This window comes from Paenibacillus sp. J2R1T-4, from assembly GCF_059692235.1.
On sequence record NZ_JCAUBA010000005.1, the window covers coordinates 164,361 to 190,911 of the forward strand.

General features: G+C 48.0%; 26 protein-coding genes and 1 pseudogene. 7 read left to right on the plus strand and 20 right to left on the minus strand.

Annotation, left to right across the window (positions count from 1 at the left end):
* Positions 1–52: 52 nt before the first annotated feature.
* From AC58QD_RS11240 to AC58QD_RS11255, 4 genes are all read right to left on the minus strand, one after another.
* Positions 53–928: a carbohydrate ABC transporter permease gene (locus AC58QD_RS11240; protein WP_497333118.1), complete on the minus strand. Its 876-nt coding sequence runs from the start codon at positions 926–928 to the stop codon at positions 53–55.
* A gap of 49 nt (positions 929–977) precedes the next feature.
* Positions 978–1,895 carry an ABC transporter permease gene (locus tag AC58QD_RS11245; RefSeq protein ID WP_497333120.1) on the minus strand — a complete coding sequence of 306 codons (918 nt, stop codon included), beginning with the start codon at positions 1,893–1,895 and terminating at the stop codon, positions 978–980.
* 220 nt (positions 1,896–2,115) lie between these two features.
* Positions 2,116–3,537 (minus strand): response regulator transcription factor, encoded by a 1,422-nt coding sequence (locus AC58QD_RS11250; protein WP_497333122.1) that lies wholly within the window; start codon positions 3,535–3,537, stop codon positions 2,116–2,118.
* Positions 3,530–5,338 carry a cache domain-containing sensor histidine kinase gene (locus AC58QD_RS11255; RefSeq protein WP_497333124.1) on the minus strand — a complete coding sequence of 603 codons (1,809 nt, stop codon included), beginning with the start codon at positions 5,336–5,338 and terminating at the stop codon, positions 3,530–3,532. Before AC58QD_RS11255 ends, AC58QD_RS11250 begins: the two co-directional genes overlap by 8 nt.
* A gap of 89 nt (positions 5,339–5,427) precedes the next feature.
* Here AC58QD_RS11255 and AC58QD_RS11260 point away from each other — a divergent pair, with 89 nt between their 5' ends.
* Complete coding sequence (locus tag AC58QD_RS11260) at positions 5,428–5,595, plus strand: hypothetical protein (RefSeq protein WP_497333125.1); 168 nt, start codon at positions 5,428–5,430, stop codon at positions 5,593–5,595.
* Here the strand turns inward: AC58QD_RS11260 and AC58QD_RS11265 are convergent, their stop codons facing one another.
* From AC58QD_RS11265 to AC58QD_RS11295, 7 genes are all read right to left on the minus strand, one after another.
* Positions 5,596–6,576: an ABC transporter ATP-binding protein gene (locus AC58QD_RS11265; RefSeq protein WP_497333127.1), complete on the minus strand. Its 981-nt coding sequence runs from the start codon at positions 6,574–6,576 to the stop codon at positions 5,596–5,598. It lies immediately after the preceding gene.
* A gap of 9 nt (positions 6,577–6,585) precedes the next feature.
* Positions 6,586–7,401: an ABC transporter permease gene (locus AC58QD_RS11270; RefSeq protein ID WP_497333129.1), complete on the minus strand. Its 816-nt coding sequence runs from the start codon at positions 7,399–7,401 to the stop codon at positions 6,586–6,588.
* A 7-nt stretch (positions 7,402–7,408) separates the two neighbouring features.
* Positions 7,409–8,167, minus strand: a complete 759-nt coding sequence (locus AC58QD_RS11275) for an ABC transporter permease (RefSeq protein WP_497333131.1) — start codon at positions 8,165–8,167, stop codon at positions 7,409–7,411.
* Between the two features lie 464 nt (positions 8,168–8,631).
* The gene (locus AC58QD_RS11280; RefSeq protein ID WP_497333133.1) at positions 8,632–9,123 is read right to left on the minus strand and encodes a PCYCGC motif-containing (lipo)protein; all 492 of its coding nucleotides are present in this window, start codon (positions 9,121–9,123) and stop codon (positions 8,632–8,634) included.
* Positions 9,124–9,175: 52 nt separating this feature from the next.
* Entirely contained in the window at positions 9,176–9,673 is a 498-nt protein-coding gene (locus AC58QD_RS11285; protein ID WP_497333419.1) for an ArsI/CadI family heavy metal resistance metalloenzyme, read from the minus strand.
* A 26-nt stretch (positions 9,674–9,699) separates the two neighbouring features.
* Entirely contained in the window at positions 9,700–10,029 is a 330-nt protein-coding gene (locus tag AC58QD_RS11290; protein WP_497333135.1) for an ArsR/SmtB family transcription factor, read from the minus strand.
* Between the two features lie 89 nt (positions 10,030–10,118).
* Positions 10,119–11,237 carry an NAD(P)-binding domain-containing protein gene (locus tag AC58QD_RS11295; RefSeq protein ID WP_497333137.1) on the minus strand — a complete coding sequence of 373 codons (1,119 nt, stop codon included), beginning with the start codon at positions 11,235–11,237 and terminating at the stop codon, positions 10,119–10,121.
* Between the two features lie 108 nt (positions 11,238–11,345).
* Between AC58QD_RS11295 and AC58QD_RS11300 the strand changes: the two genes are divergently transcribed.
* From AC58QD_RS11300 to AC58QD_RS11320, 5 genes and pseudogenes are all read left to right on the plus strand, one after another.
* Positions 11,346–11,795 (plus strand): MarR family winged helix-turn-helix transcriptional regulator, encoded by a 450-nt coding sequence (locus tag AC58QD_RS11300; RefSeq protein WP_497333139.1) that lies wholly within the window; start codon positions 11,346–11,348, stop codon positions 11,793–11,795.
* Between the two features lie 450 nt (positions 11,796–12,245).
* Positions 12,246–12,557, plus strand: a complete 312-nt coding sequence (locus tag AC58QD_RS11305) for an ArsR/SmtB family transcription factor (RefSeq protein ID WP_497333141.1) — start codon at positions 12,246–12,248, stop codon at positions 12,555–12,557.
* Between the two features lie 16 nt (positions 12,558–12,573).
* Positions 12,574–13,986 carry an arsenic transporter gene (locus AC58QD_RS11310; protein WP_497333143.1) on the plus strand — a complete coding sequence of 471 codons (1,413 nt, stop codon included), beginning with the start codon at positions 12,574–12,576 and terminating at the stop codon, positions 13,984–13,986.
* A 34-nt stretch (positions 13,987–14,020) separates the two neighbouring features.
* Positions 14,021–14,443, plus strand: a pseudogene (arsC, locus tag AC58QD_RS11315) (arsenate reductase (thioredoxin)); the annotation flags it as partial.
* A gap of 63 nt (positions 14,444–14,506) precedes the next feature.
* Positions 14,507–14,899 carry a protein-tyrosine phosphatase family protein gene (locus AC58QD_RS11320; RefSeq protein WP_497333421.1) on the plus strand — a complete coding sequence of 131 codons (393 nt, stop codon included), beginning with the start codon at positions 14,507–14,509 and terminating at the stop codon, positions 14,897–14,899.
* 82 nt (positions 14,900–14,981) lie between these two features.
* Here the strand turns inward: AC58QD_RS11320 and AC58QD_RS11325 are convergent, their stop codons facing one another.
* Entirely contained in the window at positions 14,982–15,857 is an 876-nt protein-coding gene (locus tag AC58QD_RS11325) for a LysR family transcriptional regulator (RefSeq protein WP_497333145.1), read from the minus strand.
* A 114-nt stretch (positions 15,858–15,971) separates the two neighbouring features.
* On the opposite strand from AC58QD_RS11325, the gene AC58QD_RS11330 reads away from it, so the two are divergent.
* Positions 15,972–17,357, plus strand: a complete 1,386-nt coding sequence (locus AC58QD_RS11330; RefSeq protein WP_497333147.1) for an MFS transporter — start codon at positions 15,972–15,974, stop codon at positions 17,355–17,357.
* 84 nt (positions 17,358–17,441) lie between these two features.
* Here AC58QD_RS11330 and lpdA read toward each other — a convergent pair whose 3' ends face one another.
* The 8 genes from lpdA to AC58QD_RS11370 all read right to left on the minus strand — a co-directional run bounded on the left by lpdA (position 17,442) and on the right by AC58QD_RS11370 (position 26,356).
* The gene (gene lpdA, locus AC58QD_RS11335) at positions 17,442–18,857 is read right to left on the minus strand and encodes a dihydrolipoyl dehydrogenase (protein ID WP_497333149.1); all 1,416 of its coding nucleotides are present in this window, start codon (positions 18,855–18,857) and stop codon (positions 17,442–17,444) included.
* A gap of 38 nt (positions 18,858–18,895) precedes the next feature.
* Positions 18,896–19,807: an NAD(P)-dependent alcohol dehydrogenase gene (locus tag AC58QD_RS11340; protein WP_497333151.1), complete on the minus strand. Its 912-nt coding sequence runs from the start codon at positions 19,805–19,807 to the stop codon at positions 18,896–18,898.
* Between the two features lies 1 nt (position 19,808).
* Complete coding sequence (locus tag AC58QD_RS11345; RefSeq protein WP_497333153.1) at positions 19,809–20,753, minus strand: ABC transporter permease; 945 nt, start codon at positions 20,751–20,753, stop codon at positions 19,809–19,811.
* Positions 20,746–21,666, minus strand: coding sequence for an ABC transporter ATP-binding protein (locus AC58QD_RS11350; protein WP_497333155.1), 921 nt, complete (start codon positions 21,664–21,666; stop codon positions 20,746–20,748). Before AC58QD_RS11350 ends, AC58QD_RS11345 begins: the two co-directional genes overlap by 8 nt.
* Positions 21,667–21,686: 20 nt before the next feature.
* Positions 21,687–21,923: a DUF8691 family protein gene (locus AC58QD_RS11355; RefSeq protein WP_497333157.1), complete on the minus strand. Its 237-nt coding sequence runs from the start codon at positions 21,921–21,923 to the stop codon at positions 21,687–21,689.
* A gap of 13 nt (positions 21,924–21,936) precedes the next feature.
* Positions 21,937–22,671 carry a DUF2306 domain-containing protein gene (locus AC58QD_RS11360; RefSeq protein ID WP_497333159.1) on the minus strand — a complete coding sequence of 245 codons (735 nt, stop codon included), beginning with the start codon at positions 22,669–22,671 and terminating at the stop codon, positions 21,937–21,939.
* Complete coding sequence (locus AC58QD_RS11365; RefSeq protein WP_497333161.1) at positions 22,668–23,378, minus strand: hypothetical protein; 711 nt, start codon at positions 23,376–23,378, stop codon at positions 22,668–22,670. The genes AC58QD_RS11360 and AC58QD_RS11365 overlap by 4 nt, the downstream gene beginning before the upstream one ends.
* A gap of 338 nt (positions 23,379–23,716) precedes the next feature.
* Positions 23,717–26,356, minus strand: a complete 2,640-nt coding sequence (locus tag AC58QD_RS11370) for a winged helix-turn-helix domain-containing protein (protein WP_497333163.1) — start codon at positions 26,354–26,356, stop codon at positions 23,717–23,719.
* Between the last annotated feature and the right edge of the window lie 195 nt (positions 26,357–26,551).

Sequence of the window (26,551 nt, forward strand, 5' to 3'; positions counted from 1 at the left end):
TATTATTTTAAAACCCGCTCACGAAGAAGCAAGTCCCAAAACCAACCCATGATTACTCTTTGACCGCGCCCAGCGTTACACCGGCGGAAAAATACTTTTGCAGAAACGGGTACACCAGCATAATCGGAACCATCGTAATAATAACGCTTGCCATCTTAATCCCATCCGGATAACGCTCGCTTAATTGAGACATCATGGCCGCCCCCATGTCGTCTCTCGCCATTTTGGTCACGTCTGCCAGCATGTTCCTCAAAAATAGCTGCATGGGGTGTTTCGACGTATCGGTCATAAACAGCATCGCGTTGTACCATTCATTCCACCGGGCGACTGCATAAAACAAAGTGATCGCGGCGATCGTCGGCTTCGAGATGGGGATGACAATCCGGAACAAAATATAAATGTCGTTCGCTCCGTCAATTTTGGCAGATTCCTCCAGGCTTGGGGGGATCGAATTGAACTGGTTGATCATGACGATCAGGAAAAAGGTGCTGACTGCCACCGGAAAAATCATCGCACCGTAGCTGTTGATCAAATGCAAATTTTTGATCGTTAAATAATAGGGGATGAGACCTCCGCTGAACAGCATCGTGAACACAATCCCGGCCATCATAATGGTACGCCCTGGCATCCCTTTCTTGGACAGGGCATAAGCGCCGCAGGTTGTTAACAACATGTTGACCAATGTACCGAGAACCGTTACGATCAGCGAATTCGTCAGTGCTCTGCCCACATAGCTCCCGTTCAATAACATTTCGTAGGAATTCAAGTTGAAGCTGGTAGGGATCAAGTAAAACTGCTGCTTTACGACATCTGCAGGATTCGCGAATGAGGTAATAAACACGTTATAGAAGGGCAGGATCGTCAGGACTGCCATCAGCATGAGAACCACGTTGATGGTATAATCCGCCCAGTTGTTCTTAAGCTTCATAAAGACCTCCCTGATGTGGATGCATCGAATATACGGCTTTGCCTGCCGGCTAATATAGTCCGTCTTGGCCCATCCGTTTGGCCAACCGGTTCGCCGCAACCAGCAGCGCGAAATTAATGACGGACTTGAACAATCCGACTGCAGTAGAAGTGCCGTAGCTGTCGCCTACCGAGAAGGTTCTTCGGTAAACGTACGTATCCAATATATCTGCTTTCTCATAGACGGCTGCATTGTACAAATTGAATATTTGATCAAACCCGCCTCCCCCAGAGCTCATTGTGTGTCCGATCTGCAGAATAAGAAGGATCACTATTGTGCTTTTGAGAGAAGGCCATGTTATGTGCAGCATTTGACGGAACCGATTCGCACCGTCGATGCTGGCGGCTTCATACAAGGAAGGATTGATGCCGGCGATGGCTGCCAAGTAGATGATCGTGCCCCAACCCATATCCTTCCACAGGCTGCTGCCGTAAAGGAGTCCCCGGAAATATTCCGGATTGACGAGCAGATTAACCTTCTCCATCCCGAGCAGCTCCAGCAATTGATTCAGAACGCCGAACGAACCAAGGAAATTAACCAGAATACCGCTGACGATAATCCAGGATAAAAAATGAGGGAACGTATAGACGACCTGATAAAATTTTTTCAGCTTCGCCCTGCGAACCTCGTTCAAGAGGAGCGCTACGACAATCGGTACAGGAAACTCAATAAAAAGCCGCCCGATGGCAATGACGATCGTGTTGCGGAAGGCGGTCCAAAAGTCGTTGAGCATAAAAATCTCTCTGAAATTGGCCAGCCCGATCCACTCGCTCCCCCATATCCCTTTGGAGAAATTGAATTCCTTGAAGGCAAGCAGCAATCCGTAAAGCGGAACATATTCGAACAAAACGTAGTAAACCAACAGCGGGAAAACGAGAAGGTAAAGATATTTATACTCTACCATTCGTCCCCACAAGCTTTTATGCATGACCCGTCACTCCCCCTATCCTTGAAAGCACTTTCTTGATTGTGTCCCAAGTATACGTCCCGATTGCAGGAAACCATATGCACGCTTCTCAGCAGCGGTATGTACAAAACTAAGATGTTTCCGGATCGAATCAGAAAAAGCCTGCCAGGATTCCGTTTATTCGACGGTCCAGACAGGCTTGATCATTCCATTATCGCGTAAATTTATTCATGTCTTGAAATTACCCGGAGCGATATTCGGAAGGCGTAATCCCCGTTTGTTTTTTGAACGTTCTGGCAAAGTAAAAGTAATCGTTATAGCCGGCTTGTTCGGCAATTTCACTTATGGTTAACGACGTGGTTCTAAGCAAACCGCAAGCGTACTCCATCCGGATATCGGTCAAATATTTCGTAAAATTGACGTGAAGCTCCTTTTTGAACAAATAGCTCAAATAATTCGGGTGGATGTAAAACTTTTTGGAGATGTCTTGAACCGAGATCGATTCGCGGAAATGCTCGCGAACGTACTGCTCAATCGACCGGAACATTTCCTCCCCGCGCTTCTCGCCATTGTCTCTATTCGTGTAAAAGCTGTCCTCTATTAACTCCTTTAGCTTGGCGATCATCTCGTAGGCGCTTCCGAAACGCGAAGTCAGATCGTCATAATCGGACAAGTACGTTTCCGCCGGAACGTTGTCCATCTTATAAGCTAGGGAAAGAATGAAGTTATACAGCCTTAGGGCATGTCGGATCCCGTAGTCACCTGAGCGAAAACGCGCTTCGCACCGGTCTAATCCTTCCCGTACGAGCTTCCCGTCTTTGAGTGTTAGAGCTTCCTCAAGCAGGCGAAGCTCGGAGGGATCCAGTTCGGCCAGTTGCGCCCCTGCAGCTTCTCTGATCTGCATCGTTTGACCGGTGAATGAACGATAGGAGGCCTCGGCAGCCTGATCTATCCGCCCCCTGAGCTGGCCCAGCTCGGTAAAAAGCCCGCTTATCCCGATCGATCCCGTCTGTTCGGCATGCGATTCATTCAGATGCCGAAGGACGCGGGCTCGATCGATTTCCCGCAGCAAAAAAGCGGTTTTCGTTTTTCCGATGCGTATTTGCACATGCGGAACGTTCATGGATAGCTGGATGTCATTGGATCCTCTTATCACAACGATGAAAGCCCCTTTATCCTGGTCCCATGGGAAGCGCAACCGTTCCAACAGCCTCATGATCTCTTTTTCAGGCAGCAGCTCCCTTTCTTGCAGAAAAAAGAGCAGCTCGTTGTGAGTCATCCTTCTCGTCCTGTCTATGAGCGTTGTTAGCTTATTCAAGATGACGACGATTTCCTCAGGATCAAAAGGCTTCAGGCAATAGCCGGCGGCCCCATATTGCATGGCTTGCTTAGCATATTCGAACTCCGCGTATCCGCTCGCCACCACGCAGTGGACATCCGCATCGACTTCGTAAAGCTTCCTGATCAGCTCCAACCCATTCATGCCAGGCATACGTATATCAATAAACGCCGCGTCCGGTTTGCAGGACATAATACGGTCGAACGCCTCTACCCCATTATAAGCTTCCCCAATAATCTCGTAGCCGTAGCCTTCCCAGTCCAGCGTTCCTTTCAAGCTTTCCAATATCCATTTCTCATCGTCTGCCAATATGACTTTATACATGCGCCCACCCTCTTGCAGGAGCTTTGATTATGACCTGCGTCCCTTTATCCGGCTCACTCTCGATCGACAGGATCCCATATTCGGGACCATACGCGAATCGGATCCGGCTATTCGCATTCATTATACCAATGTGTCTATTCTGCGAAACAGCAAAATTGTTAGTTGGTGGCCGTTCCGCCAAGCTCTCTCGAATTTCATCCAATGTTGCCGGATCCATGCCCACCCCATCGTCCTTTACCCAAATAAGCAATTCGCCCTCGACAGATATTCGGCACCCCACGGACAAGAGACATTTATGAAGGCACGGCTCAATTCCATGAAAGACGGCATTTTCCACAAGCGGCTGCATGATCATTTTGATTACGGTATAGTCCAGGCATGCTTCATCAAATTCGTACAGGACGTCGAAACGATCCCCAAAACGGATTTGCTGAATTCGGATATAAGCCTCGACAGTCCCGATCTCCTCTTTGAGCAGCACGTAATCATCGCCTTTCACACTGTAGCGGAAAATCCGGCTTAACGAGTCCGTCATCTCGCGAATCTCCCGCACTCCCTTGACGTGAGCGATTCCCTTGATCGTCTCAAGCGTATTGTACAAAAAGTGAGGGTTGATCTGATTTTTCAAAAACTGCAGCTCCGCTTGCTTCCGCAACAGCTGCAGCTCGAAAATATGTGTTTTGGAATCGATCAGTTTAGCGGCCAAATCATCAATTTCATCGAGCAATGCATTGAATTGCCGGGCCAAAATCGTTATTTCCGCATATCCCTCCAATGAAACTCGCTTGTTCGGATTATCCAACCCTTTCGACCGCAAACCGTATATGATCGTCATGAACGCGCGGATCGGGTTCAGGATGTTGCGGCTGATTGCGAGATAAAAGGCGTACATTACCGCTATCGATAGAATAAAGATCCCTACGACCAGCCGCTGAACCTCTTCCAGTCCCCGAAAGAGCTCGTCCTCCTTAAACACGCTTACAACTTTCCCGCTTATAGCCGGTACCGGCTTAGCATGTAAAATGTAAGGGCCGTCCTTCCGGGCTAATTCGACCGGTTCTCTTCCTTCGGACGCGAGCGCCCGAGCAACCGATGCGTCAAGCTCGCCTAGAGGCTTGCCTATCCTGGACAAGTCGTTGCTTGCGACTACGACATCATGACGGTCAAGCACAAAGAAACTCCCGGCGATATTGGTCGACATCGCGCCCAGCTGGGGGGCTATTGCATCCGCCTCCAATACGATGACGGCATACCCGATTTTCGTACCTATCGGCACCACGTTTCGTTTGTCATACACAGCGGTACCTACGTACACTACATGCTTCATAGGGTTCGAGAACCAGTGACGCTGCACCCCGGAATAGAAGATCTCTTGATCCGGAATCTGATCAAACGGAATATACTCGTCACAATTGACACAATTGTAAAAGCCACCGCCAACCTTGGACAGGAGAATGATGTTGACGATGCCCTGCTTCATCGTCTGCAAATTGACTAGCAGCGGATCGATTTTGGCATGCAAGTCGTATTGGATCAACCGATCCCGCTCCATCAAATATTGCTGGACGAGCTCGTTGTAGGCAATATTGGGCAGAATCCGATTGATAGAATCGGCATTAGAAGCTATGTTCTGCTGAATGGTGGAAATGAGCTCCACACTATATTCACTGTTCCGTTTATACGTGATACCCAGTATCTGATTATAGCTCCAGAACACAGTGCCGGACAACAGCAGCAAAATAACAATCCCGATACTGAGCAGCTGCAGACGGATCGAATATTTGCGAAGTAATACGAACACGATGAGACCCCTCCGAATCGCATTATCGAGCCTCATTCCAGTCCGGTACGAAGCCGCTTTTACCGTAATTGTAAGGGGGAAATACTTTTTTGTCCAAGCAAAAGGAAAACCGTCCGGAAGATCATCGAACAGTCCTAGATGTTGAATATCAGTTAGATGCGCAGGAGGGCAGCAAGGTGGGCTACAATCGCTCCTTGAACTTCGGTTCATTTGATTCTATTTTTTATCAGTTTGAACCCAAGATTTTGGACCTGTAGCTATGGCGAAGTTTTGTATACTTCACGAATGGCATCTTCAATATCTGGTTCTTTCACGCTCAAATCTTGTATAGGCAGCTTCCTGGACAAGTCAGCGATGAGCTCAGCGGCGGTGATCTGTTTTTTATCGAACTGGTACCAGATTTTCATGCCTTCCTGCTTCAAAATCTCAGCCGAAGGATGTATCAAATCTTCGCACGGATGCTGCAGCTCAACGACTAATTGTCGCTTCGGTGTTAATTTCCCAATAAGGGTATCCATCGGACCATCTTCCACTACCTTGCCGTGATTAACGATGACCAGTCTGCTGCACAATTGCTCTACGTCGTCCAGGTCATGTGTAGTCAGAATGACCGTCAACCCGCGGGTACGGTTCATCTCTTTGATGAATTGACGAATGGCATGCTTCGCTTCGACGTCCAAGCCGATCGTGGGCTCATCTAGAAACAATATGGAAGGTGAATGCAGCATGGACGCCGCCAAATCGCCTCGCATCCTTTGGCCCAGAGACAGTTGGCGGACCGGAGTGTCAATAAACTCGCTCAACTTCAAGACGTCGTTCAATAGTGCCATATTATCGCGATAAAGCTTTTCGTCAATTTGATAAATCCGTCTCAGCAGCTCGAACGATTCCTCCAAACGCAGGTCCCAATACAGTTGAGTGCGCTGTCCGAACACGACCCCGAGCTTCTTAACAACCGCTTTACGGTTCTCCTGAGGAGAGATGCCGCAAATATGGATGGAGCCTGATGTTGGGTGCAGAATACCCGTAAGCATTTTGATCGTTGTGCTCTTTCCTGCCCCGTTGGGACCAATATAACCAACGATTTCTCCGGGTTCGACAGCGAATGTAATACCGTCTACACCCCGAACTTTTTTCTTCTCAGGGAAAAAGAGGCTTTTAACGGCTCCTCGAAGGCCGCTTTCTTTTTTTACAATCACATATTCTTTTACAATTTCATTAACCTCGATAATGGCCATACCCACACCTCACGATCCAGAACTTTCATATTGTCTCATGCCAAACTTGAATAACTTCAAAGATAACCAAAAACACAGGAACCCGAGGAGAGGAGTCCAGAGGGCCAATCCCAAGGGAAGCTGAAAGGCATGATCCTTTCCAAGAAAATCCGCGGCTGGATAGAAGCTGATAAACCCGATCGGAATTATGAAGGTAAATAGCACTTGAATGACGTACGGATAAATGCTGAGTGGATATAATGTCACTCTCTCCAAGGTAGACAGAGCGAAATTAACCGTCGATGCATTGCGCTTGGTCCAGAATGCAATTGTGCCAAGACTGATGAATAGTGCCGCCCGAAGAAAAACTCCTCCGATCACAACCAGGATCAGCTTGCCAATGTTCGCAAAGGACCACTCCAGACCAACGGCGTTGACTCCGTATATAAAAATGATGGTGCCTGGAATTAGATCAATGAGTCCGATAAAATTCACATAGCTTGCAACCAACTGAAAAAAAACGCTCATTGGTCTGAGCAGAAGCCGATCAAACGCTCCGTTAATCACCATGTGGTCCATGTGCCAGGTATTAATAAAAAATACAACCAGCAGTCCGTGGCTCAGCAGGCCTAGTCCATAAATAAAGGCCAATTCAGAGAAATCCCAGCCGTTCAGAGATTGGAAACGATCCACGATTATACGCAGCATCCAGATTCCGGAGAAGTAATGGATAGGGATCATCAGCAGCCAGCTAACCAGAAACAAGGGATACTCGAGCTGCCGCTGAACAGCCAAACGGGCGAAACAAGCGGCTACGGAGCCGTAATGCCTTAATTTTGCGACCATTAATCCTTCAGCCTCCTTGAATCAGCGTTTTCGTCTTCGTGCGCTTCCAAGCCCAACTGAGCAAGAGTGCAAATAAGACGATCCAAAAGCACTGTACGGCCATCCCCTGAAGGGCTTGGGTTAACGAAACAGCGCCGATATAGATGCTGATTGGGGCTTGGTAAGTATACTGAAAGGGCAGGAACACAGAAATCTGCTGAATTGTCTCTGGGAAAAACCACAGCGGGACCAAGCTGCCGGACAAGACACGTACTATACTGTCCTTCACAATACCTAAGTTGCCTAGCTCCATCACCCAGAACGCAGCCAACCCTACTAATGCGCTAAGCAGCCATAACAACGCATAGCTTAACAGGCAGCAAGGGATGAACAGAACGAGATGCTTCCACGATGCGGGGAGCGGCGGGCCGAAGACGATCGCCGCGAACAGGAACAGCGGAAGCATCCGATTCAGGAATGCGCTGATGGCGCTGCCCAGATCGTCGGCCAAGTAAGAGGCAAGCAAAGGGATTGGCCTGTAGAAGTCGGTGACGATCTGTCCTTCGCGGATTTTATAATAGATCGTATCCTGTACGTTGCAAATAAATACGGACGCCAGCAAAATTGAAATTACCGTGTATGTGATCAGATCATCCAATTTCATGGATTCGACTTGATCGATTCCTACATATGCTGCTTGCCACAAAAACACGGACGCTACCAACAGAATTATATTTGTTCCGACAGCGGCGAACACTTCAAAGCGGTAGGCCAGGTTTGTTAACATTCTCATTTTGGTTATGTACAAATACGCTTGCAGCAGCTAACACACCCCCACATTAGAAAAACAGAGCTGATTAAAAGACAATTTATACCATTATAAGATCGGACATTGTAACGCGCAATATGATAGTTAGGTTAAAACTATTTTTGGAGAAGGCAGGTGCCTTGTAGCCCATCATGTTCCATCTGCAAAAATGAAGAAACCTGGCCGTTGGCCAGGTCCTTGGTGGTTGAATCGGGTTCGTGACTTTACTTTAACTGCAAAAGCTGCAGTTATTATTCTGGGATCAGGGCCTTTTACCAGATTAACTGCATTTCCTACCGTTAATTATTTGATATTCGGCTCATCTCGATAAAATTCTAGTTATTAACTGCAGGTTTTACAGTTATAATTCAAATAGGCTTCGTTGGAGAGAAATTAACTGTATGTTTTGCAGTTACCTCTCCGATTTTAGGAGGGGGTTGGGTTTATACAGGCATAGGGGTATCTGTTGGTTTTGCATATCCTTTTTTATATGTGCTATCGATAATATCACGAATTTCTTTTAAGGATTTTCCCTCATGCTTCATATTGATCGACTGCACGGCAATTTGCAAGCAAACCCCACAACGAGTGCCGTGGTCATCCCATACAATCGAGCCGTCTGCATTAACTTCCTTTACAAAGCAGTTCATGTTGCTTCTGTGTCCAGCGCTGTCGCCACAACCACAGTAGCAAGGAATCCACTTTAAGATATCTTTTGCCATACCAGAAGCTTGATATACCAATCTAACTTGATCGGGTTGTGATTTCAAAAAGGAAGGCAATACACTAGCTGATGCCGTTTTCTCTTGGATATCGCTGCTTGCATGTTCCTGATGGCTGTGTTCCTCATGATTAGCCTCTTTTTGAGAACCGCAGGCTGTAACGATGACTGCCATTGTTAGTAAGATTAAGATACTCTTAAATAAATATTTCATATTTCACCCCTGACGTGTTGAGCTGTTTCAAATATAACACAATAAGGGGGTATTAATTACAGCAATCATTCTGAGTTGATTCATTAGGAGTCGATTTCTTAAATGAGCCAAACTCCACTTTTACGGGAGCAGGCGGAGCGCAGCAAAGCGAAAGATCCTTCGTCTCCCCTGCTGATTCAAACTCAGAATCCTCTTTGGTGAAGAATATCTCCCAAGCATTCCCGTCTGGGTCATACACCCAAACCTTATCTTGTACAGCATAGCAACAAGTTGTGTTCATCTCATCGATGAGCAGCAATCCCGATTGACGTAAACGCTCACCCATCGCCAATACTTCTTCGGTATCATTCACCTGAAACCCGAGATGGTTGAGTACACCCTTCTTTTCAAATGGTCGAACGTTCATTGAGAAATGAAGCGCTGGTTCATCCAGCTCAAATTTGGCATACTCATCCTTAACTTTCGTTGGTTCAACTCCAAAGAAACTACGATAAAATGCTAGAGACTTGCCTAAATCTGTGCAATTCACAGCCACGTGCATTCTTTTTATTGCCATTGTAAATACCTCCAGTTTTATTAGCAGCAATTAGTAGGCGGGCGGAAGATACAGCACAACTGCTCCGACAACAACCCGCTTATCTCATCTTGATTAAGTTTGTAGTAACTCCATGTACCTCGTGTTTCTTTGTCGATCAATCCCGCGTCCAGCAAAATCTTCAGATGGTAAGATAGCTTAGACTGTGGCATATCAATTATTTCGCATAGGTCGCAGACGCAGACGGTCCCTCGCTGACACAGCTCGTATAAGATCTGCAATCTTTTCTGATCAGCCAGCGCCTTAAACTTCATTTCAAACCTCTCAAAAGAAGGCTGGACAACGGCTATAAGAGGAATTTCTTTTTTCATGTGTCCGCTCCTTAATCAAAATTTCTTGATGAATAAACAATATCCTGAATTTACTAAATAGTCAATAACTAAATCAATTTTTTTTGATGTTATAGTCGCGCGATCGAACTAACGATGGTTTTCGCCGTTTTCTTTAATCCCAATATGAATCGAAACGTCGGTCCATGGCTTTGAGCAGTCAATGGTCCACCGAAGTATAGCCCACGCACGTTGGATTCGAAATTTATGTTCAGTTTCGGATATTCATTGGAGTTTCCTTCTTTTGAGAGGAGTTGTCTCAGCGAATTATCTAGAAAGGGGACATTGTCTACATTCAAACGATATCCTGTCGCCAGTATAACGTGATCCGCCGTTTTCTCAGAACCGTTGGACAACTGTAATCGAATCTTTCCATTTTTGTCGGACGACACCTCTTTGATTTGTACACCGCCGATCTCATGAACTTTGCCTTGGACATAGGAACGCAAAAATTCAGCGACAGGAACAGTTTGCGACCCAAGATCCCATAACTTCTTTTTTAACAATGTCGGCAATCTGTAAAATATGTTCCCAATGCCTCTTAGTGTCCACTCCTGAGTTTTGCTCGGTGCAACGTATTTAACACTATCGCTACGGTATATAAGCTCTACGTTTGCTTTCGTTTCATAAAGCAATGCCGCCGCTTCCCAAGCGCTTTGACCGCTGCCAACAACTACGACATCTTTCCCATTGAACTGATCAAAGCTTGTATAGCCCGATGTATGAGAAACTAAGTGGTCAGGAAGCTCACGGAACGCTGCAGGGACATGTTTAAACGGTTGCACCCCGATGGAGATAACGACGTTCTTTGCTTGAAAAAGACTTCCCTGGTCAGTGACTACTTCAAAAGTTTCACCATCGAAGGTTAACCCAGTAGCTAGTTCAGGCGTGAACGCCACTCCTGTTTTTTCTGCGAACCAAAATGCGTAGTCTACGAATATAGGACGCGGCAGCGGAGTTACAAGGTTAGCGCCAGTTTCTTTCGCGTACCTTTGAATCGTGAAATGATCATTTGGATCTGAGAGACGGACAAGTTCATGCGGCGTGCGGATAAACATTTTTTGCGGCATCTGATTTTTCCAAAAGTCCATCGGGTAACCAATCAACTTATAAGATAACTTTTTCTCTGCCGCATGAGCGGCTATTGATATTCCATACGGTCCCGCGCCAATAATAATAACGTCTAACATATCTATTGACCTCCAACTTAATATTAGTTCTTCAACTGGGTATGATTATACATTATTATTTGTATTTTGCAAATGTGTGTGATATAACTTAAACAAGAGGTGATAACAATGGAAAATCTACGGAGCATGTTTCAACTCCTTTCCAGGGGGTTCGGACTCCTTAACGAAGAATGCTGCGATAACTGCTGCGGTCAAACGGTGTCGCAGGTGCAAAGCCATATCATTTACGAAATCAATCGACAGCATAATCCTTCCATGCAGGATGTGGCTAACGCACTAGGGATGGATATTACGACGTTTAGCAGACAAGTGAAAACCTTGGTGGATAGAGGATTGGTGAACAAAACACCTGATCCGAACGATAATCGGTTCAATATTTTATCGCTCACACCTGAGGGTCAGTTCATGGAAAATGACATTAACGAACGCGTTAACGAGCAATTGAACAAAATCTTGTCTCATCTCAGTGATTTTGAACGGGAATCCGTTATTCGGTCATTTAAGTTAATGATAGACGCCATGCAGAAATCAAATACCTGCTGTATTCCTTCGAAGTAACGGGGGAATTCTCTCTTTTAATACTTGCATTATTCAAATATTATTCATAATGCCATAACGGAAGGAGGTGATTTAAATGGAGCAAAATAAATGCTGCGAAGAAAACTGCTGCACTCCCGAAGAACAAACTGAAGATTGCTGCAAAACGAACTGCTGTTCATAATTTACACGGGGCGACCACGAGGTTGCCCCTTTATCTATTACGACATTCGTTTCGATTTTTTTGTTATCGATTTTTACAAACTCTTAACACAACATTTTGGCTAACTATCATATAATTGCATCGTTATATATTTATGTTATAATAAATTCGGCTCGGGAATGGAATCCTATGGACAAAAAAATGCACATCTATTTTCAATGCGTTCAAAACAGGTGCCGAAGCGAATTGTAAAGTAATGGACCTGATTAAAGATCTGAACATTCCAGTTCCAAGGAAAGGGGATTTAGATGGACAACATTGAAGAAATGGCGGAAAATCTTAAGCTTCTGGGGGACAAAACCCGACTCACTATTTTGACACTTTTGAAGGAACGCGAACTCTGTGTCTGCGACATCGTTGAACTATTGGGCACATCCCAACCAAATGCGAGCCAACATCTCCGAAAATTGAAGGTTTCTGGACTGCTCAGTGAGACCAAAAAAGGTCAATGGGTGTACTATTCTTTAAATGTGAGCGACAAACCCTATATTCAGGCAGTATTGGAGCACGTTCCATCCTTAAAAGAACAAGTAGATAAACTGAAAAGCGTTCAATGCTGAAATCTTGGAGGAAATCATGGGTTACATTGCATTTTTCATTTTTTTGCTGACGCTTATATTTGTCATTTGGCAGCCTAAAGGCTTGAATATTGGTTGGTCTGCTGCGGGCGGTGCCATTCTCGCGTTGGCGTTTAGCGTAGTCAGTTTCTCGGACGTCGTTACCGTTACGGGAATCGTCTGGAACGCGACTTTGGCTTTTGTCGCGATCATCTTGATCTCGCTAATATTGGACGAAATCGGATTTTTCGAATGGGCAGCCCTTCATATGGCACGTCTGGCTAACGGAAATGGCACGTTAATGTTTGCCTACATCATCATGCTAGGAGCAGCGGTCGCAGCGTTATTTGCCAATGACGGCGCAGCACTCATCATCACGCCAATCGTTCTAGCGATGGTTCGGGCTTTGAAATTTGAGGATAAAATGGTTTTACCTTTTATAATGGCTAGTGGTTTTATTGCTGATACAGCGTCTCTGCCGCTAGTCGTTAGCAACCTGGTGAACATCGTCTCAGCCGATTATTTTGGGATTGGTTTCGCCGAGTACGCGAGCCGTATGATCGTACCGAATTTTTTCTCCGTCCTTGCAAGTTTGTTCGTCTTATCCTTGTATTTCAGAAAAAGCATCCCTCAGAAATACAATTTCACACAGCTTAAAAGGCCTCATGAAGCCATTCGAGATTTGAAGCTATTCCGCATGTCTTGGGTTGTATTGAGCATCTTACTCGCTGCCTATTTCCTAAGCGAATATATCGCTCTCCCTGTCTCTATTATCGCGGGAGCAGCTGCGATTGTATTCCTGCTTGCAGCGCGAAAAAGCCCAGTCATCCATACTATGAAGCTCGTCAAAGGGGCACCTTGGGCGGTTGTCATTTTCTCTATTGGCATGTACGTGGTTGTATACGGGCTTAGAAATGCAGGGCTCACAGACGTATTGGGAGATGTCATTGAAAACATATCTCTCAATGGATTGTTCGCCTCCACCCTAGGTACGGGTTTCATTGCCGCCATATTGTCCTCCATCATGAACAATATGCCCACTGTCATGATTGACGCACTTGCCATTAACGGTACTAACGCACAAGGAATCATAAAAGAGTCCATGATTTATGCGAATGTAATCGGGTCCGACCTTGGTCCGAAAATCACACCGATCGGCTCTTTGGCAACATTGTTGTGGCTTCACGTCTTGTCCCAAAAGGGCGTTAAAATCACTTGGGGGTATTACTTCAAAATTGGTATTATATTGACTGTTCCAACTCTACTCATAACGCTCACTGGTCTCTACTTATGGCTTAAATTCATTGACACTTACACGATGAATCTTTGGATTCCTATCGGTGTAATTACTCTTGTCCTTACGTTTGTCGCATATATCTTTCTATCGGCTCAAAAGAGTAAACAGGGAAGAAAAAGCCAACAAAGCGTTTGACTCATAAAATCAAACTTTAAAGGAGTTTTACGACATGGAGAAAAAACCGTTAGTTTACTTTCTTTGCACAGGAAATTCATGCAGAAGCCAAATTGCGGACGGATTCTTGAAGGCGCTCGGCGGCGACAAATTCGAGGTGAAAAGTGCAGGTCTTGAAGCGCACGGATTAAACCCCCGAGCTGTGCAAACCATGAAAGAAGCAGGCTTGGACATCACCGGCCATACATCCGATGTCATTGATCCAGAAATATTGAACAACGCTGATTATGTAATCACGCTGTGTGGACATGCAGATGAACACTGCCCCGTTATATCGAACAAAAACGTTGTGAAATGGCATTGGGGATTCGAAGACCCAGCAAAGGCGACAGGTACAGAAGAAGAAATTACTGCTAAGTTCCGCGAAGTACGCGACTCAATAAAAAGCCGCATCGTTCAATTTGTAGAGTCAGGGAAATACAATGAAGGGGGATTGTCTATGGAAAAGAAATATCAAAGCTTAGTGGACAATAAAATATTTATGGGCGGAGCATCCGACATCGAGGATATGGTGAACAACGAGCAAATTGAAGTGATCGTCGATCTGCGGGGAGAATCCTCGGGCAGCGCATACCCTAGCCCGAATGTCCAATGGATTCAAGTACCGATCGGAGATAACGCTGATGTTCCACAACAACTGTTGTTCAAAGAGGCGATTGATCAAGTGGTTAGCGCCTATAAAGAAGGCAAGAAAGTTGGTTTTCACTGCGGCGGCGGAAAAGGACGTACAGGAGCAGTCGCAATTGGAACACTAATAGAACTTGGGAAAGCCTCAACGATTGAAGCTGCTGAAAATATGGCAAAGAGCATTCGACCTCTTATTCATATAAGAGAGCCTCAAAGAGATGCATTAGAGAAACTTTATCCGCAATAAAAAGAGCTTTTGGGCATATTTGTCCAAAAGCTTTTTTTGACCCTTACTTTTCAACCACAGAGCTGCCTCTTCAAGAAAATGGTTAGGGGTTACCAGCAAAATATTCTACAACGACCTCACGGAATTCCAGAGCAGCTCGCGAAATGTAACGACTCCTGTGCCATAATAAAGCTATTTCCCGTACCAATTCGTGATTCTCTACTTGGATATATTTGATATGTTCCCGTGAATTCCTCGCCGTGCTTGGTATGAAGGCTATGCCAATTTCTGCTTCCACAAGAGTGCTTAACCTTGCAGGTTCATCCCCCTCATACACATATTGAGGTACAAATCCAACCGAATTGCATACAGAGTCCACTAAATTGCGTATACCGTAGCCTCTCTTTACACCGACAAACCACTCATCCCTTAGTTCTGTCAAGGATACGCTACTCCGAACTGCCAGCCGATGCCCCTTTGGAACAGCTACAAGGATTGGATCGATGAACACGATTTGACATTCAATGTCATCCCCTTCTACAGGAGGTGAAGACAAGCAGAAATCGACTTCTCCTCTATTAAGACGCGTAACCATTTCCTGCGTGGTCAGCATTTGCACATGAAATTGGATATAGGGCCGTTTTTTCCGAAACTCTCGAAGGATATTGGGTAACGTGCTTGCGGTAGTCACCGCCAATTCGAGTGTGCCGCGTTCCGGGCTGGATAAATCGCTAATCTCCTGTTTTCCCTGTTCCAATTCAAACAACGCCCTCTCTGCACGACGAAGGAATCTGCTTCCGAACTCATTCAATCGTAGCTTCCTCCCTATTCGGTCGAATAGAGGGACCCCTAGATCCTCTTCCAAGCGTTGAATCGTTTTGCTTAGTGACGATTGAGTAACGTGCAGACTTCGTGCAGCTTCGGTCACATGTTCCAATCGAGCTACCGCGAGAAAATATTGCAGTTGAAGAAGTTCCATTTCACACCCTCCCTCATTCCTTCAAGTCAATGAAATCATAACATATAATGCGTTGGAATAAATAATTGATTTCAAGTACGATGACAACAAAACACTTTGGGGGGAGGGCCAAAAATGAATGTTCGCAGCAGCTGGTTGCTGATTTCCGTTGGACTAGGGGTGCTATTAAACCCATTAAATTCTTCGATGATTGCTGTTGCCATTGCAAGGCTGCAAAATGTGTACCATCTTGACTTTACAGTTGTTTCCTGGATTATTTTTTCTTTCTACATTGCGAGTGCTATCGCTCAACCAGTCATGGGGAAGGCCAGCGATTTATTTGGTCGCAGGAGGATATTTCTTACCGGTCTTGTTGTATCCTTCGTTGCATCATTATTAGCTCCGCTATCACCAAACTTTGGGTGGCTCATCGTATTCCGCATTGTGCAATCTATCGGAACAAGCATGATGGTTGCGGTTGGAATGGCCATTGTGCGAATTCATATTACGGAGAAACAAGCGACTGCGCTATCAGTTATGTCCATATTTCTATCAGGAGCGGCAGCAATTGGACCCTTTATTGGCGGGGTCTTGATTCACTGGTGGGATTGGCCTGCTATCTTCTTCGTTAATATTCCTTTCGTGGTGGCGAGCTTTCTATTAGCTTGGAGGACTATTCCTAAGGACGAACCGCCAACATCCGTTGCACGCAACATGTCCTTTCGTAAATGGTTTGATTTGATTGATGCGCCAGGGATCCTGCTCTTCACAGTGGGTCTGGTTGCCCTACTCGTTGGATTACTGACAGCAAAATCATCTGGGCATGTCTCATTTGGGCATGTCATTGTCGGGCTGATAGGCCTCGTGCTGCTTACGGCTTTCGTACGACATGAGTTAAAAGCGACGTCACCCTTTATTCCTTTGCGCACATTCGCCAAATACCCTGCAATGACTTGGGTCAATGTCGAATTCATGCTCGTTAACGTACTTTTTTACTCGCTCTTTTTCGGGCTTCCGTCTTACTTGCAAATGGTACGTCATGTCAGCGAGTTCCATACAGGGATTCTCATGCTAAGCTTAGGCTTATGCTCGCTCGTTGTTTCCCCAACAGCAGGACGATGGATCGATAAATCAGGACCACGACCAGCATTGCTCGTGTCCGGAATTTTGATGACATTAGGGTCGGTGTGGCTCGTGACATTGAATCAAACTTCACCGGTTATCAGTGTGTGTCTGGCTTTAGCTGCATTCGGTATTAGCAACGGGTTGAACAATGTCGCTATGCAGGCAGCCCTGTTCAAAAGTTCTCCAAAAGAAATAATCGGTGTAACATCCGGATTATTTAATACATCCAGATACCTGGGAACCATTCTCTCTTCATTGTTGATAGGCATCGTAATGGGAGATAAGTTCAGCGCCGGGGGGTTGCAAGTGCTTGGGATTATCCTCACAGTAATTGCATTGTCCTTGTTATTCATGAGTTGGCGGCGCCGGAAGTCAGGGCAATTGCAAGAATTGTAGGTTCACCAAATATTTTGAATGATTTGAAAAAGGAGGCCTGCCGCACGCATGCGGCAAACCTCCTCTTCCGACAGGAGTCAAACCTTATTTAACCATGGTATGGATCGGGTGGCCTAGGCCGACCTCCGCCGCTTCCATCACGATTTCGCCAAGTGTCGGGTGACCGTGGATCGTAAGCGCAATATCTTCCATAGTCGCCCCCATCTCGATGGCAAGTCCAAGCTCTGCAATCAGGTTGGAAGCTTCCAGTCCAACGATTTGCGCTCCGAGCACAAGGCCGTTATCCGCATCCGACACCAGCTTGACGAAGCCTTCCGTTGCATGGAGTGAGAGCGCGCGGCCGTTGATGTTGAACGGGAACCGTCCGATCTTCACGTTATGACCCTTGCTCTTCGCTTCGATTTCGCTGAAGCCGACGCTTGCGCATTCCGGATCGGAGAAGACGACCAGCGGAATGCACTTGTAATCGATCTTCGATGGATGACCGGCGATCGCTTCCGCGGCTACCTTGGCTTCATAAGAGGCCTTGTGTGCCAGCGCAGGTCCGGAAACGATGTCGCCGATTGCATATATATGTGGAACGCTGGTCCGGCACTGGTCATCTATCTCGATCAGGCCACGGTCGGCCATCTTGATGTTGATCAGATCCAGACCGAGCCCGCCGTCCGTATTCGGCCGGCGGCCGACGGTTACTAGCAGATAATCTGCAGTAACCTGTTGGTCTTTACCGTCTACGGAGAAGGTCACGGTCACGTCCTTGTCGGTCTGCTCCGCACTCTTCGCATGGGCACCTGTGAACGTCTCCACCCCATTGCTCTTGAGCTTCCTCGCGACCAGCTTGGACATGTCCTTATCGAAGCCTGGAAGAATGGAATCCAGTCCTTCTATGATGGTTACCTTCGTACCGAACTTAGCGTACATCTGTCCGAGCTCTACGCCAATATAACCACCTCCGATAACAACGAGACTCTTCGGAACCTTAGGCAGGGACAGTGCTTCCGTAGAGGAGATGATGCGTCCGCCGAACGGGAATGCCTTAAGCTCGATCGGGCGCGAGCCGGTAGCGATGATACAGTTCTTGAAGCGGTAACGGGACGCTTCCTGGTCGTTGAAGACGCGCACTTCGTTCTCGTTAATGAACTTGACTTCGCCGCTGAAGAATTCAACCTTGTTTCCCTTCAGGAGTGAAGCAGCGCCGCCCGTCAGTTTCTTGACCACGCCGTTCTTGAATTCTTGAACCTTCGGCCAGTTGACCTTCACTTCGCTTGCTTCAATACCGATCGCCACGCCGTGGGCAATCGATTCGTATTGATGGGCGGCGGAAATCAGCGCCTTGGAAGGAATGCAGCCGACGTTCAAGCAAACGCCGCCCACATATTGTTTATCCACGCACAGGACGGATTGTCCCAGCTGGGCTGCGCGGATTGCAGCCGCATATCCGCCAGGGCCAGCTCCGATGACTAATGTGTCAATATCTAGAGATTCATCACCTACGAACATATTCTTATACCTCCATATTGAGCAGCTTTAATATGATGTTACATCGTGATGACGACATTTCCCTTTTTGTGGCCTTGTTCGACATACCGGTGCGCCTCTACAATTTGATTTAGAGGGTAGCAGCGATCAATAACTGGTTTCAGCCGGCCCGTCTCAACAAGATTTTTGACAAAAACCAGAGCTTCTTTGCTCGGGACTGCTGTCCCACCTTTGACCGTATTGAGATAATGTCCTTTGATCTTCAGCGAGCTTTTACATTGTGAAAACGTAGTCTTGCCTACCGTGTCAAAGATAATGTCGTAAGTCTCTCCGTTTTTCGTAAAATCATCTAGCGTATAGTCTATTACCTTGTCAGCTCCTAGTGATTTTACCATTTGAACATTCACAGTACTGCACACACCGGTAACTACTGCTCCAAAGTACTTGGCCAGCTGCACCGCAAAAGTCCCTACACTTCCTGAAGCGCCATTGATAAGAACTTTTTGTCCGGGCTGGATGTTGCCTTTTTTGAGGAAAATAAGGGCGGTATTTGCTCCAATAGAAAGAGCAGCGGCCTCTTCATAGGTCAAATTGTTCGGTTTTGCTGCCACCGCCCCGTCTTCGGGCAGGCATTTATACTCGGCGTGGGCACCAAAATTCACCTTGAAGGTCGATGCGAATACCTGGTCACCTGCCTTGAACCGTTTTACATCTTTGCCCACGGCTTCAACTTCACCGGCTAGTTCCATTCCGAATATCGGATTTCTTGGTTTTCTGAAACCTAAAGCGATTCGACCGGGGATCCAGAACATGGGAGGAACTGTAAAACTTCGCATTCTACAATCCCCTACGTTTACGGTTGTCGCATGCACTTTTACCAATATTTCATGGTCTTTGGGCGTAGGTTTTTCGACCTCTTTAAGCTGGAGAACCTCCGGTGGTCCGTATTTGGTTGCTACAATAGCTTTCATTTTACGCACCAACATCCCTTTGTTTGAAAACTCCCCACGACAGCATGTTAAAAATGAGAAAGTAGACGGTTAGCACTAAAATTGAAAATTGCAGGGTCATACCTTCGATAATAGGACTGTCATTCAAATATTGGGTCAAATCGATGTTCGAAAACAAATAATATTTGGCCCAACTATATTGGGTCAGGAAATGCCCTATGGCGAACCCAAGGAACATACTGCCAAGAGAGAATGCAATTGCGATCGAACTGCTGCGGAATACAGTGGAGATCATAAATGCCATCGTTACGATCATGATCAATTGAATGCACTGATAACCGTAGGTGCTTAACACGTGCCCTACCATATTTACTTCATGTACGATGCCGTCACTGGCAGCATAAATGTATGGCGCACCCACATTGCTAAATCCTTCCAGCATACAGGAAATCAAGAAGGCCGATCCGAATAGTGCAACAAGCAGTAACACAGCGAAGGCAAATGTCGATATATATTTGGCTAACAATATTTTCGAACGTGAGGCCGGACGAATCAATAGCATTTTGATCGTCCCTCCGCTAAATTCCCCTGCTACGCTATCTGCCGCAATAACCACGGTGAAAATAGTAACCAAACTAATCATTTGCGCCGCATTCAATACTCCGCCCCACAACGATCGATCCGTTGGAGGTTTGTTATGCTCCAATCGGTACTGAGCTACGTTCAACTTAGCCTCAATATCAGTTCTCACTGCTGCTGGTAGTTCTGTTTGTACCAATGTTCGTTTGTTTTCATCTATTTGATGTTGGATTGTTGTTTTCCAATCATCGTTAGCTTGGGGAAGCTTGTTTGTATTATGAGCAACAATCAGCATAGTAGCGGTTATGACTATGACTACCGACACTAAAATCCAGGTGCGGAGACGGCGATAAATTTTCATATTTTCGTTGAGAATAAGATTAAGCAATTTGATCACTCCCAGTCATTTCCAGGAATTTATCTTCAAGCGTTTGAATTTGCTTTTTCATGCTGTACACTCTAACGCCGGCTTGAACCAATCGTGCATTCACATCAGCAATTTGCTCCTGATCCAGCAAAAGCTCCAACCCATCTTCTACAAGAGTAGTGTTAAAGGAAGGAGCAGATTTAAGGACATGCTGCGCCAGTTCCTTCTGATTCACTTCGAAAACCACTTTAATCAGGTCGTCCGTGTTGGCATATTCTTTTATAAGGCGAACATCGATGACCTTGCCGTTCTTAATAATGGCTACGCGGTCACACATCAACTCCATCTCTGATAACAAATGGCTGGAAACGACGACAGAAGTCCCTTCAACTTGCGTCAGCTTGCGCAAATAATCGCGGAGTTCCCGTATACCGGCAGGATCTAGGCCATTCGTTGGCTCATCGAGAATGAGTAATTTGGGCTTGTGCAGCAGCGCTTGGGCAACACCTAATCTTTGCCGCATGCCAAGTGAATAGTTCTTCACCTTATCATGAATGCGATTTTCCAAAGCAACTAACGTAATTACTTCTTGAATGCGTTCCTTCGTCACACCTGGAGACATGCGGGCAAAATGAATCAGATTTTGATAACCCGTCAAATACTTATACATCTCCGGATTTTCAACAATTGCCCCTACTTTTGCAATCGCGCTTTCGAAATTTTTCGTAATGCTTTCCCCATCGATCACAATTTCACCTTCACTAATCTTCATCAAGCCAACCACCATACGGATCGTCGTTGTTTTCCCAGCACCATTCGGGCCAAGAAAACCAAACACCTCACCCTTCGGCACTTCTAAGCTCAAACCATCAATAATCGTTTTGCTGCCAACCCTTTTCGTTACATTGCGAAGCTGCAGAATAGGTAGATTCATGGGTTTCTCTCCTTTATTTATTATTTAACACGACTGACCGAGATTAATGGCATTCCCAAATCACGGACTTTTCTTAAGAATCCATGCAATGCAGCCTGATCAACTGGACCTGTTAATAGCGTATTACCGTTCTCTTCAAGCTGTATGGTGAGGCCTTCGAACCAGTCGGTCCAAACAGGACCCAGATGTCCCTTGATCCTGATTTGATAGACGATAGAATCATTTGCATCCGTTATGGAATTTTGATTATTTGACATTACCTCTCCTTTGTTAGCTTTTTTGTTGTTTGTGAGGGGCCGGCCGCTTGCGGATGACCCCTTCAGCCACGGCGAGGTTGATCACCCAGCCCGCGCCCATCAGTAGCGCTTCACTGAGCTCACTCGGCGGGCCGATGATCAATTCCCCGGCCATCAGGGTCAGCACCTGCGTGCCAGCACCAAGTCCGATCGCGTAGCCGCGCATCATCCATGCGCGGTGCCTGATCACGTCCCCTCGCCGGATCGTGTTAAAGCTGAGGACGATGGACACGACCATAGCCGACCCAAACAGAAGCCGCAATGCATAAAGCAGTTCACCAGTGCCATCCTTCCGGGTATAGAAAAGGGTCATCCACAGCGCTGAGAGCCCAACCAGCAGTCCGCATATAATCAGGAGCTTCCCGGCCGCACGGTGCCAGCCGGGCCTGCGCCGCCGGAAACCGGAAGCGAACTGGAACGGGCCCAGGATGGCAAATACAGCTGCACACAGGATATGCAGCACTATCGGCAGGGGCGACGCAGAGAACCGTGCGTCGGCCGGCATAATTTCCGCACCGCCGACTAGCTCCGTTACGCGGAAGGCGCCGAAGACGAGTGGAAGGGCGCCTAGCAAGAGCAGTGCAGCGACGTGCCACTTTGCCGAACCTGCTTTTGCCGACACTTTGGTTATCTGTGTCATGGGTTTCCCTAATTCATTGGGCTGGGGCACATTAGAGGCTTGATCTTCATTGAAGTTATTCACTTTCATTTTTCGACGGGTTCCGAGGCTTGCTTGCGCCGTTCCGACCAGAGCGCATAGCCCAGCCAGGCCAAAGCTATCCCCACCGGCACCGCAACTTTCGGCTCGTGCTCGGGCGGAAGCAACGCAGCCACGGGGGACAACACGGACCCGACGGCAAGCAGACCGGCCGCCAAGCGCGGCAGGATGCCAGCACGGAATGTCGCGATGCCAAACAGCAGGCCGCCGAGGATATACAGGGACCCTGTTAGCGTCCATAGATTTGCGAGGACTTCGAAGTTCGTATCACCGGCGGAGTTGGTAAAGGCCCCTATGAAGCCCTCCGCAAGCGTCGGCGCCTCGGTCGCCAACAGCGGCAAGATAGTAACTTCGGCGAAGGTAAAAGGTACTGTGAGCACCCAACTGAGGCTATACAGGAGAAAGCCGACCAGACCAAGCCACCCAGCCTCTTTAACTTGCCTGGCGTAGAGCCCCGTAATGCCCAGCAGGAAGAAGAAGCACATGGCGGTGGCCAAGGCGTGGACGATTGCCCATTGGGTGGTGGTGACTGACGAAACAATGTTAGCTTGATGGAACATCCCAACAACAACCACGTAAATTATCCCTGCCACCATAGCTGATAGACCTGCCCAACGGATGAGGCTCGAGGTTGTTATCTTCATTTTGCTCTCCTGGTTGTTTCCGTTAATAACTGCGGTCTTACGATTGGAATTCATATGTTTCTCTCCTTTTTCGAACAATTGTGATTTGTGCCGGTCCCTTGGAGCGAATTTCGTACTGTCCATGCTCGTGATGGTCCTCAATTGATACATTTGTTTGACTCATTTTGCGTCTCCTTCATGTTTCTCCTGTGGATGTATCTCCACATCGTCGTTCCTTTCTTAATTAGAAGATACACGTTCATGTGGTGAGACGGCATCACCACATGTGGTGATTGATGTGGTGATTTGTCAATCGGGAGGCTATGGGGAATGAGAAAAAGCCCCGGCACGGTTTGCTAAACCTGCCAGGGTCGGAGTGAATTCCTTTTTGGGGGGTGGTATATAAGGGCTTGCTAGAACAAATCGAGTTCCTCCGCCCGACGGACTGCTGCCCGACGGTTGTTCACCTCAAGCTTCTCGTAAATGTTCTTGGTATGGGTTCGGAGGGTGTTCAGGGACACCATGAGTTCGCGGGCAATTTCCGGGCCACTCAAGTCGGTTCCGAGCAGCCGAAGCACGTCACGTTCACGTTCGCTGAGTGGCTCGATCATTACCTGTTTGGCAGGTGTTCTGCCCTCTGCCTTGTCATAGGCTGTCAGGAGGTGACGGACATAGTTCAGGGCGATCCCTTGTTTCACGGCCGCTTCCAGCAGGGCCGCCATAGGTCGACCTTCGTCCACAAAGATGCGGAAGTAGCCCTCTGGCTCAGCCAGTGTCAGGGCGCGTTCCAGCGGCACAAGCGCAGCAGGGATGTCGCCTTGCATATAGTGAACAAGTGCCAGCACGACCAAGATTTCGATCGCGCTTCCCGTCCTCTCGCCTTCTTTCGCTGCTTGGAGGAGGCGCTCCAGGAGACCCATTGCCTCAAGCATGGAGCGGTCTGCTCGGTCGCTCTTATACCGGGCCGTGAGCACCCTGGCCAGGGTGATGTGCTCGAATTCGTGCAGGTAGCAAAGGTCGTCCCGGGCGGACAGGCCAAGCTCCCGTGCCCACTCGAGGGCTTCATCCAACCTGCCCTGCGCGACCCACACTCGTGCCTTCAACGCGGCTACAGGACGCACATTTGGGAAAAAGTCACTCACATACAGATGCTCTGCCTCGTGGAGCAGGTCGAGCGCACCGTCCAGATCTCCTTCGGCCTCCCGTATTCGAGCCATTGCGACGCGCCAGCGATACCGGTTTTGCGGGAACCCGGTGTGCTCGCCCTGCTCCTTGCTTCTCAGCAGGTGCTGCGTGGCGGCAAGCAGATTGTCATGCTCACGGCAGAGCTCACTCATTCCCACGTACATGTCTGCCGTTCCCCGCATCGCAGGCTCGCCCTGATCCGTCGCAAGCTGCAATCCCCGCTCATAGATACGCATCGCCTGGCGGAGTCGACCTTGCGTAATCCTTATATCAGCCAGAGCGATTGAGCCCCCGATTGCGTCAGAGATGTTCCCGGCCAGCTGCATGCTAGCCATGCCATCGGCGAACATCCGGTGAGCTTCCTCGAGATCTCCGCTTGTCCAGGATGCGAGTCCCAGGAGCGCAGCTGCCGCTCCGCGCCGGAGATGGTCGTCCTCAGGTGCGAGGTCGAGCACCCGCCGGGCGTATTTCATAGCGGCGGGTACATCACCCAATGCTTGGGCATGCGCGGCACGGTACACGGCAATCGAACCTGGGAGACGGCGAAATTCCTCTTCGTCCACAATGACCATCTCATCCAATGGAGCTTTCGGTTGTTTGCGCTTGTCTGCTGTCGTTCCCAGCCACCGTTCGGCGTCACGCAGTCGGCCCTCAGCAGCCTCTAACTCACCGCTAGCCAGTAACACCCAGGCATACCCGACGCTGAGCACAGGCCTGCAGTGAAGCAACTCGTCGGGGAGCGCCTTCAGCCAGCTGAGCGCTGCAGCCTCCTGTCTACTCCTGCGCACGGCTGGCAAGGCCAGCTCGATCAAGTCCGCCGCTCGCGCGAAATCCTCGGCTGCCAGCGCGTGGCGGATCGCATCGGCCGCCGAGCCATGCTGCTCGTACCACATGCTCGCACGCCGATGCAGCGCAGCTACCTGATCAGGCTGATCCGCCCTCAAATGCGCAGAGAGAACCTCGGCAAAGAGGTGATGATAGCGATACCAGTGGCGCCTGTCATCCAATGGAACGACAAAGAAGTTGCCTCGCTCCAGGGCCACCAACCGCGCGTTGCCTTCCTCCTGGCCGGTAACAGCATCGCACAGCGGGCCATGCAACCGGTCGAGAATGGAGGTCTGAAGTAAGAAGCTCCGGACATTATCGGGCTGACGCTGCAGGACCTCTTCAACCAGATAGTCCACAATGTACCGATTGTCTCCAGCGAATGCCCGAATGAACGCAGGAATGTCCTCGCGCCCCTGCATCGAGAGTGCCGCTAGCTGGAGCCCCGTAATCCAGCCTTCGGTACGGGTCTCCAGTGCAGTAATTTCGTCGGCCGAGAGACTCAGGCCCATCACCAGGTTGAGGAACGTGACCGCTTCGACGGGAGTAAAGCGCAGATCGGTGGCACGCAACTCGGTCAAGTCGCCTCGGGCGCGTAACCGGCCCAGGGGAAGCTGCGGATTCTCACGGGTGGCGATGACCAGGTGCATCTGTGGCGGGAGATGCTCGAGAAGGAAGATGAGGGCATCGTCGATCTGTTTGGCACCTATAGTATGGTAGTCGTCAAGGACGAGGACGAATTTGTACTGGAGGGCTGAGATTTCATTGAGCAGGATCGTTAGAATCGATTCGGTTGACGGTGGGTGTGGGGATTGGAGCGCACTAACCACACCTTCTCCAATATTCTCCGCGATCGTTTGCAGAGCAGCGACAAGGTGAGTCAGGAAGCGTGTAGAGTCGTCATCCCCTTCGTCCAGCGACAGCCATGCGACTGGTCGTTCACAACCGGCGACCCATTCGCTGACCAGCGTAGTCTTGCCAAAGCCAGCGGAGGCAGAGATGAGGGTCAGCTTGCGGTCCAGACCCTCGTTCAGCCGCTCCATTAGACGCGGTCGGAGGACAACTTTAGTACGTGGCAGGGGAATATATAGTTTAGTTGCTAAAATTGGCATATTCATAGATTAATATTATCACGAAAATTAATTCTGCCCCTATAATAATTTATACATTCAGCATCTGATGATCTATATATTTCATTACATTATTCGAGCAATGTCGAATGTACTTGCTACACTTAT

What these genes read in the sequence shown, in the direction of transcription:
- AC58QD_RS11270 (WP_497333129.1), bottom strand. Translation starts at nt 7,401, where the DNA reads ATGGTCGCAAAATTAAGGCATTACGGCTCCGTAGCCGCTTGTTTCGCC.
- AC58QD_RS11295 (WP_497333137.1), bottom strand. Translation starts at nt 11,237, where the DNA reads ATGTTAGACGTTATTATTATTGGCGCGGGACCGTATGGAATATCAATA.
- AC58QD_RS11330 (WP_497333147.1), top strand. Translation starts at nt 15,972, where the DNA reads ATGAATGTTCGCAGCAGCTGGTTGCTGATTTCCGTTGGACTAGGGGTG.
- AC58QD_RS11290 (WP_497333135.1), bottom strand. Translation starts at nt 10,029, where the DNA reads ATGAAAAAAGAAATTCCTCTTATAGCCGTTGTCCAGCCTTCTTTTGAG.
- AC58QD_RS11310 (WP_497333143.1), top strand. Translation starts at nt 12,574, where the DNA reads ATGGGTTACATTGCATTTTTCATTTTTTTGCTGACGCTTATATTTGTC.
- AC58QD_RS11320 (WP_497333421.1), top strand. Translation starts at nt 14,507, where the DNA reads ATGGGCGGAGCATCCGACATCGAGGATATGGTGAACAACGAGCAAATT.
- AC58QD_RS11250 (WP_497333122.1), bottom strand. Translation starts at nt 3,537, where the DNA reads ATGTATAAAGTCATATTGGCAGACGATGAGAAATGGATATTGGAAAGC.
- AC58QD_RS11360 (WP_497333159.1), bottom strand. Translation starts at nt 22,671, where the DNA reads ATGAAAGTGAATAACTTCAATGAAGATCAAGCCTCTAATGTGCCCCAG.
- AC58QD_RS11340 (WP_497333151.1), bottom strand. Translation starts at nt 19,807, where the DNA reads ATGAAAGCTATTGTAGCAACCAAATACGGACCACCGGAGGTTCTCCAG.
- AC58QD_RS11265 (WP_497333127.1), bottom strand. Translation starts at nt 6,576, where the DNA reads ATGGCCATTATCGAGGTTAATGAAATTGTAAAAGAATATGTGATTGTA.
- AC58QD_RS11275 (WP_497333131.1), bottom strand. Translation starts at nt 8,167, where the DNA reads ATGTTAACAAACCTGGCCTACCGCTTTGAAGTGTTCGCCGCTGTCGGA.
- AC58QD_RS11365 (WP_497333161.1), bottom strand. Translation starts at nt 23,378, where the DNA reads ATGAATTCCAATCGTAAGACCGCAGTTATTAACGGAAACAACCAGGAG.
- AC58QD_RS11300 (WP_497333139.1), top strand. Translation starts at nt 11,346, where the DNA reads ATGGAAAATCTACGGAGCATGTTTCAACTCCTTTCCAGGGGGTTCGGA.
- AC58QD_RS11370 (WP_497333163.1), bottom strand. Translation starts at nt 26,356, where the DNA reads ATGGAGCGGCTGAACGAGGGTCTGGACCGCAAGCTGACCCTCATCTCT.
- AC58QD_RS11280 (WP_497333133.1), bottom strand. Translation starts at nt 9,123, where the DNA reads ATGAAATATTTATTTAAGAGTATCTTAATCTTACTAACAATGGCAGTC.
- AC58QD_RS11325 (WP_497333145.1), bottom strand. Translation starts at nt 15,857, where the DNA reads ATGGAACTTCTTCAACTGCAATATTTTCTCGCGGTAGCTCGATTGGAA.
- AC58QD_RS11350 (WP_497333155.1), bottom strand. Translation starts at nt 21,666, where the DNA reads ATGAATCTACCTATTCTGCAGCTTCGCAATGTAACGAAAAGGGTTGGC.
- AC58QD_RS11240 (WP_497333118.1), bottom strand. Translation starts at nt 928, where the DNA reads ATGAAGCTTAAGAACAACTGGGCGGATTATACCATCAACGTGGTTCTC.
- lpdA (WP_497333149.1), bottom strand. Translation starts at nt 18,857, where the DNA reads ATGTTCGTAGGTGATGAATCTCTAGATATTGACACATTAGTCATCGGA.
- AC58QD_RS11305 (WP_497333141.1), top strand. Translation starts at nt 12,246, where the DNA reads ATGGACAACATTGAAGAAATGGCGGAAAATCTTAAGCTTCTGGGGGAC.
- AC58QD_RS11245 (WP_497333120.1), bottom strand. Translation starts at nt 1,895, where the DNA reads ATGCATAAAAGCTTGTGGGGACGAATGGTAGAGTATAAATATCTTTAC.
- AC58QD_RS11355 (WP_497333157.1), bottom strand. Translation starts at nt 21,923, where the DNA reads ATGTCAAATAATCAAAATTCCATAACGGATGCAAATGATTCTATCGTC.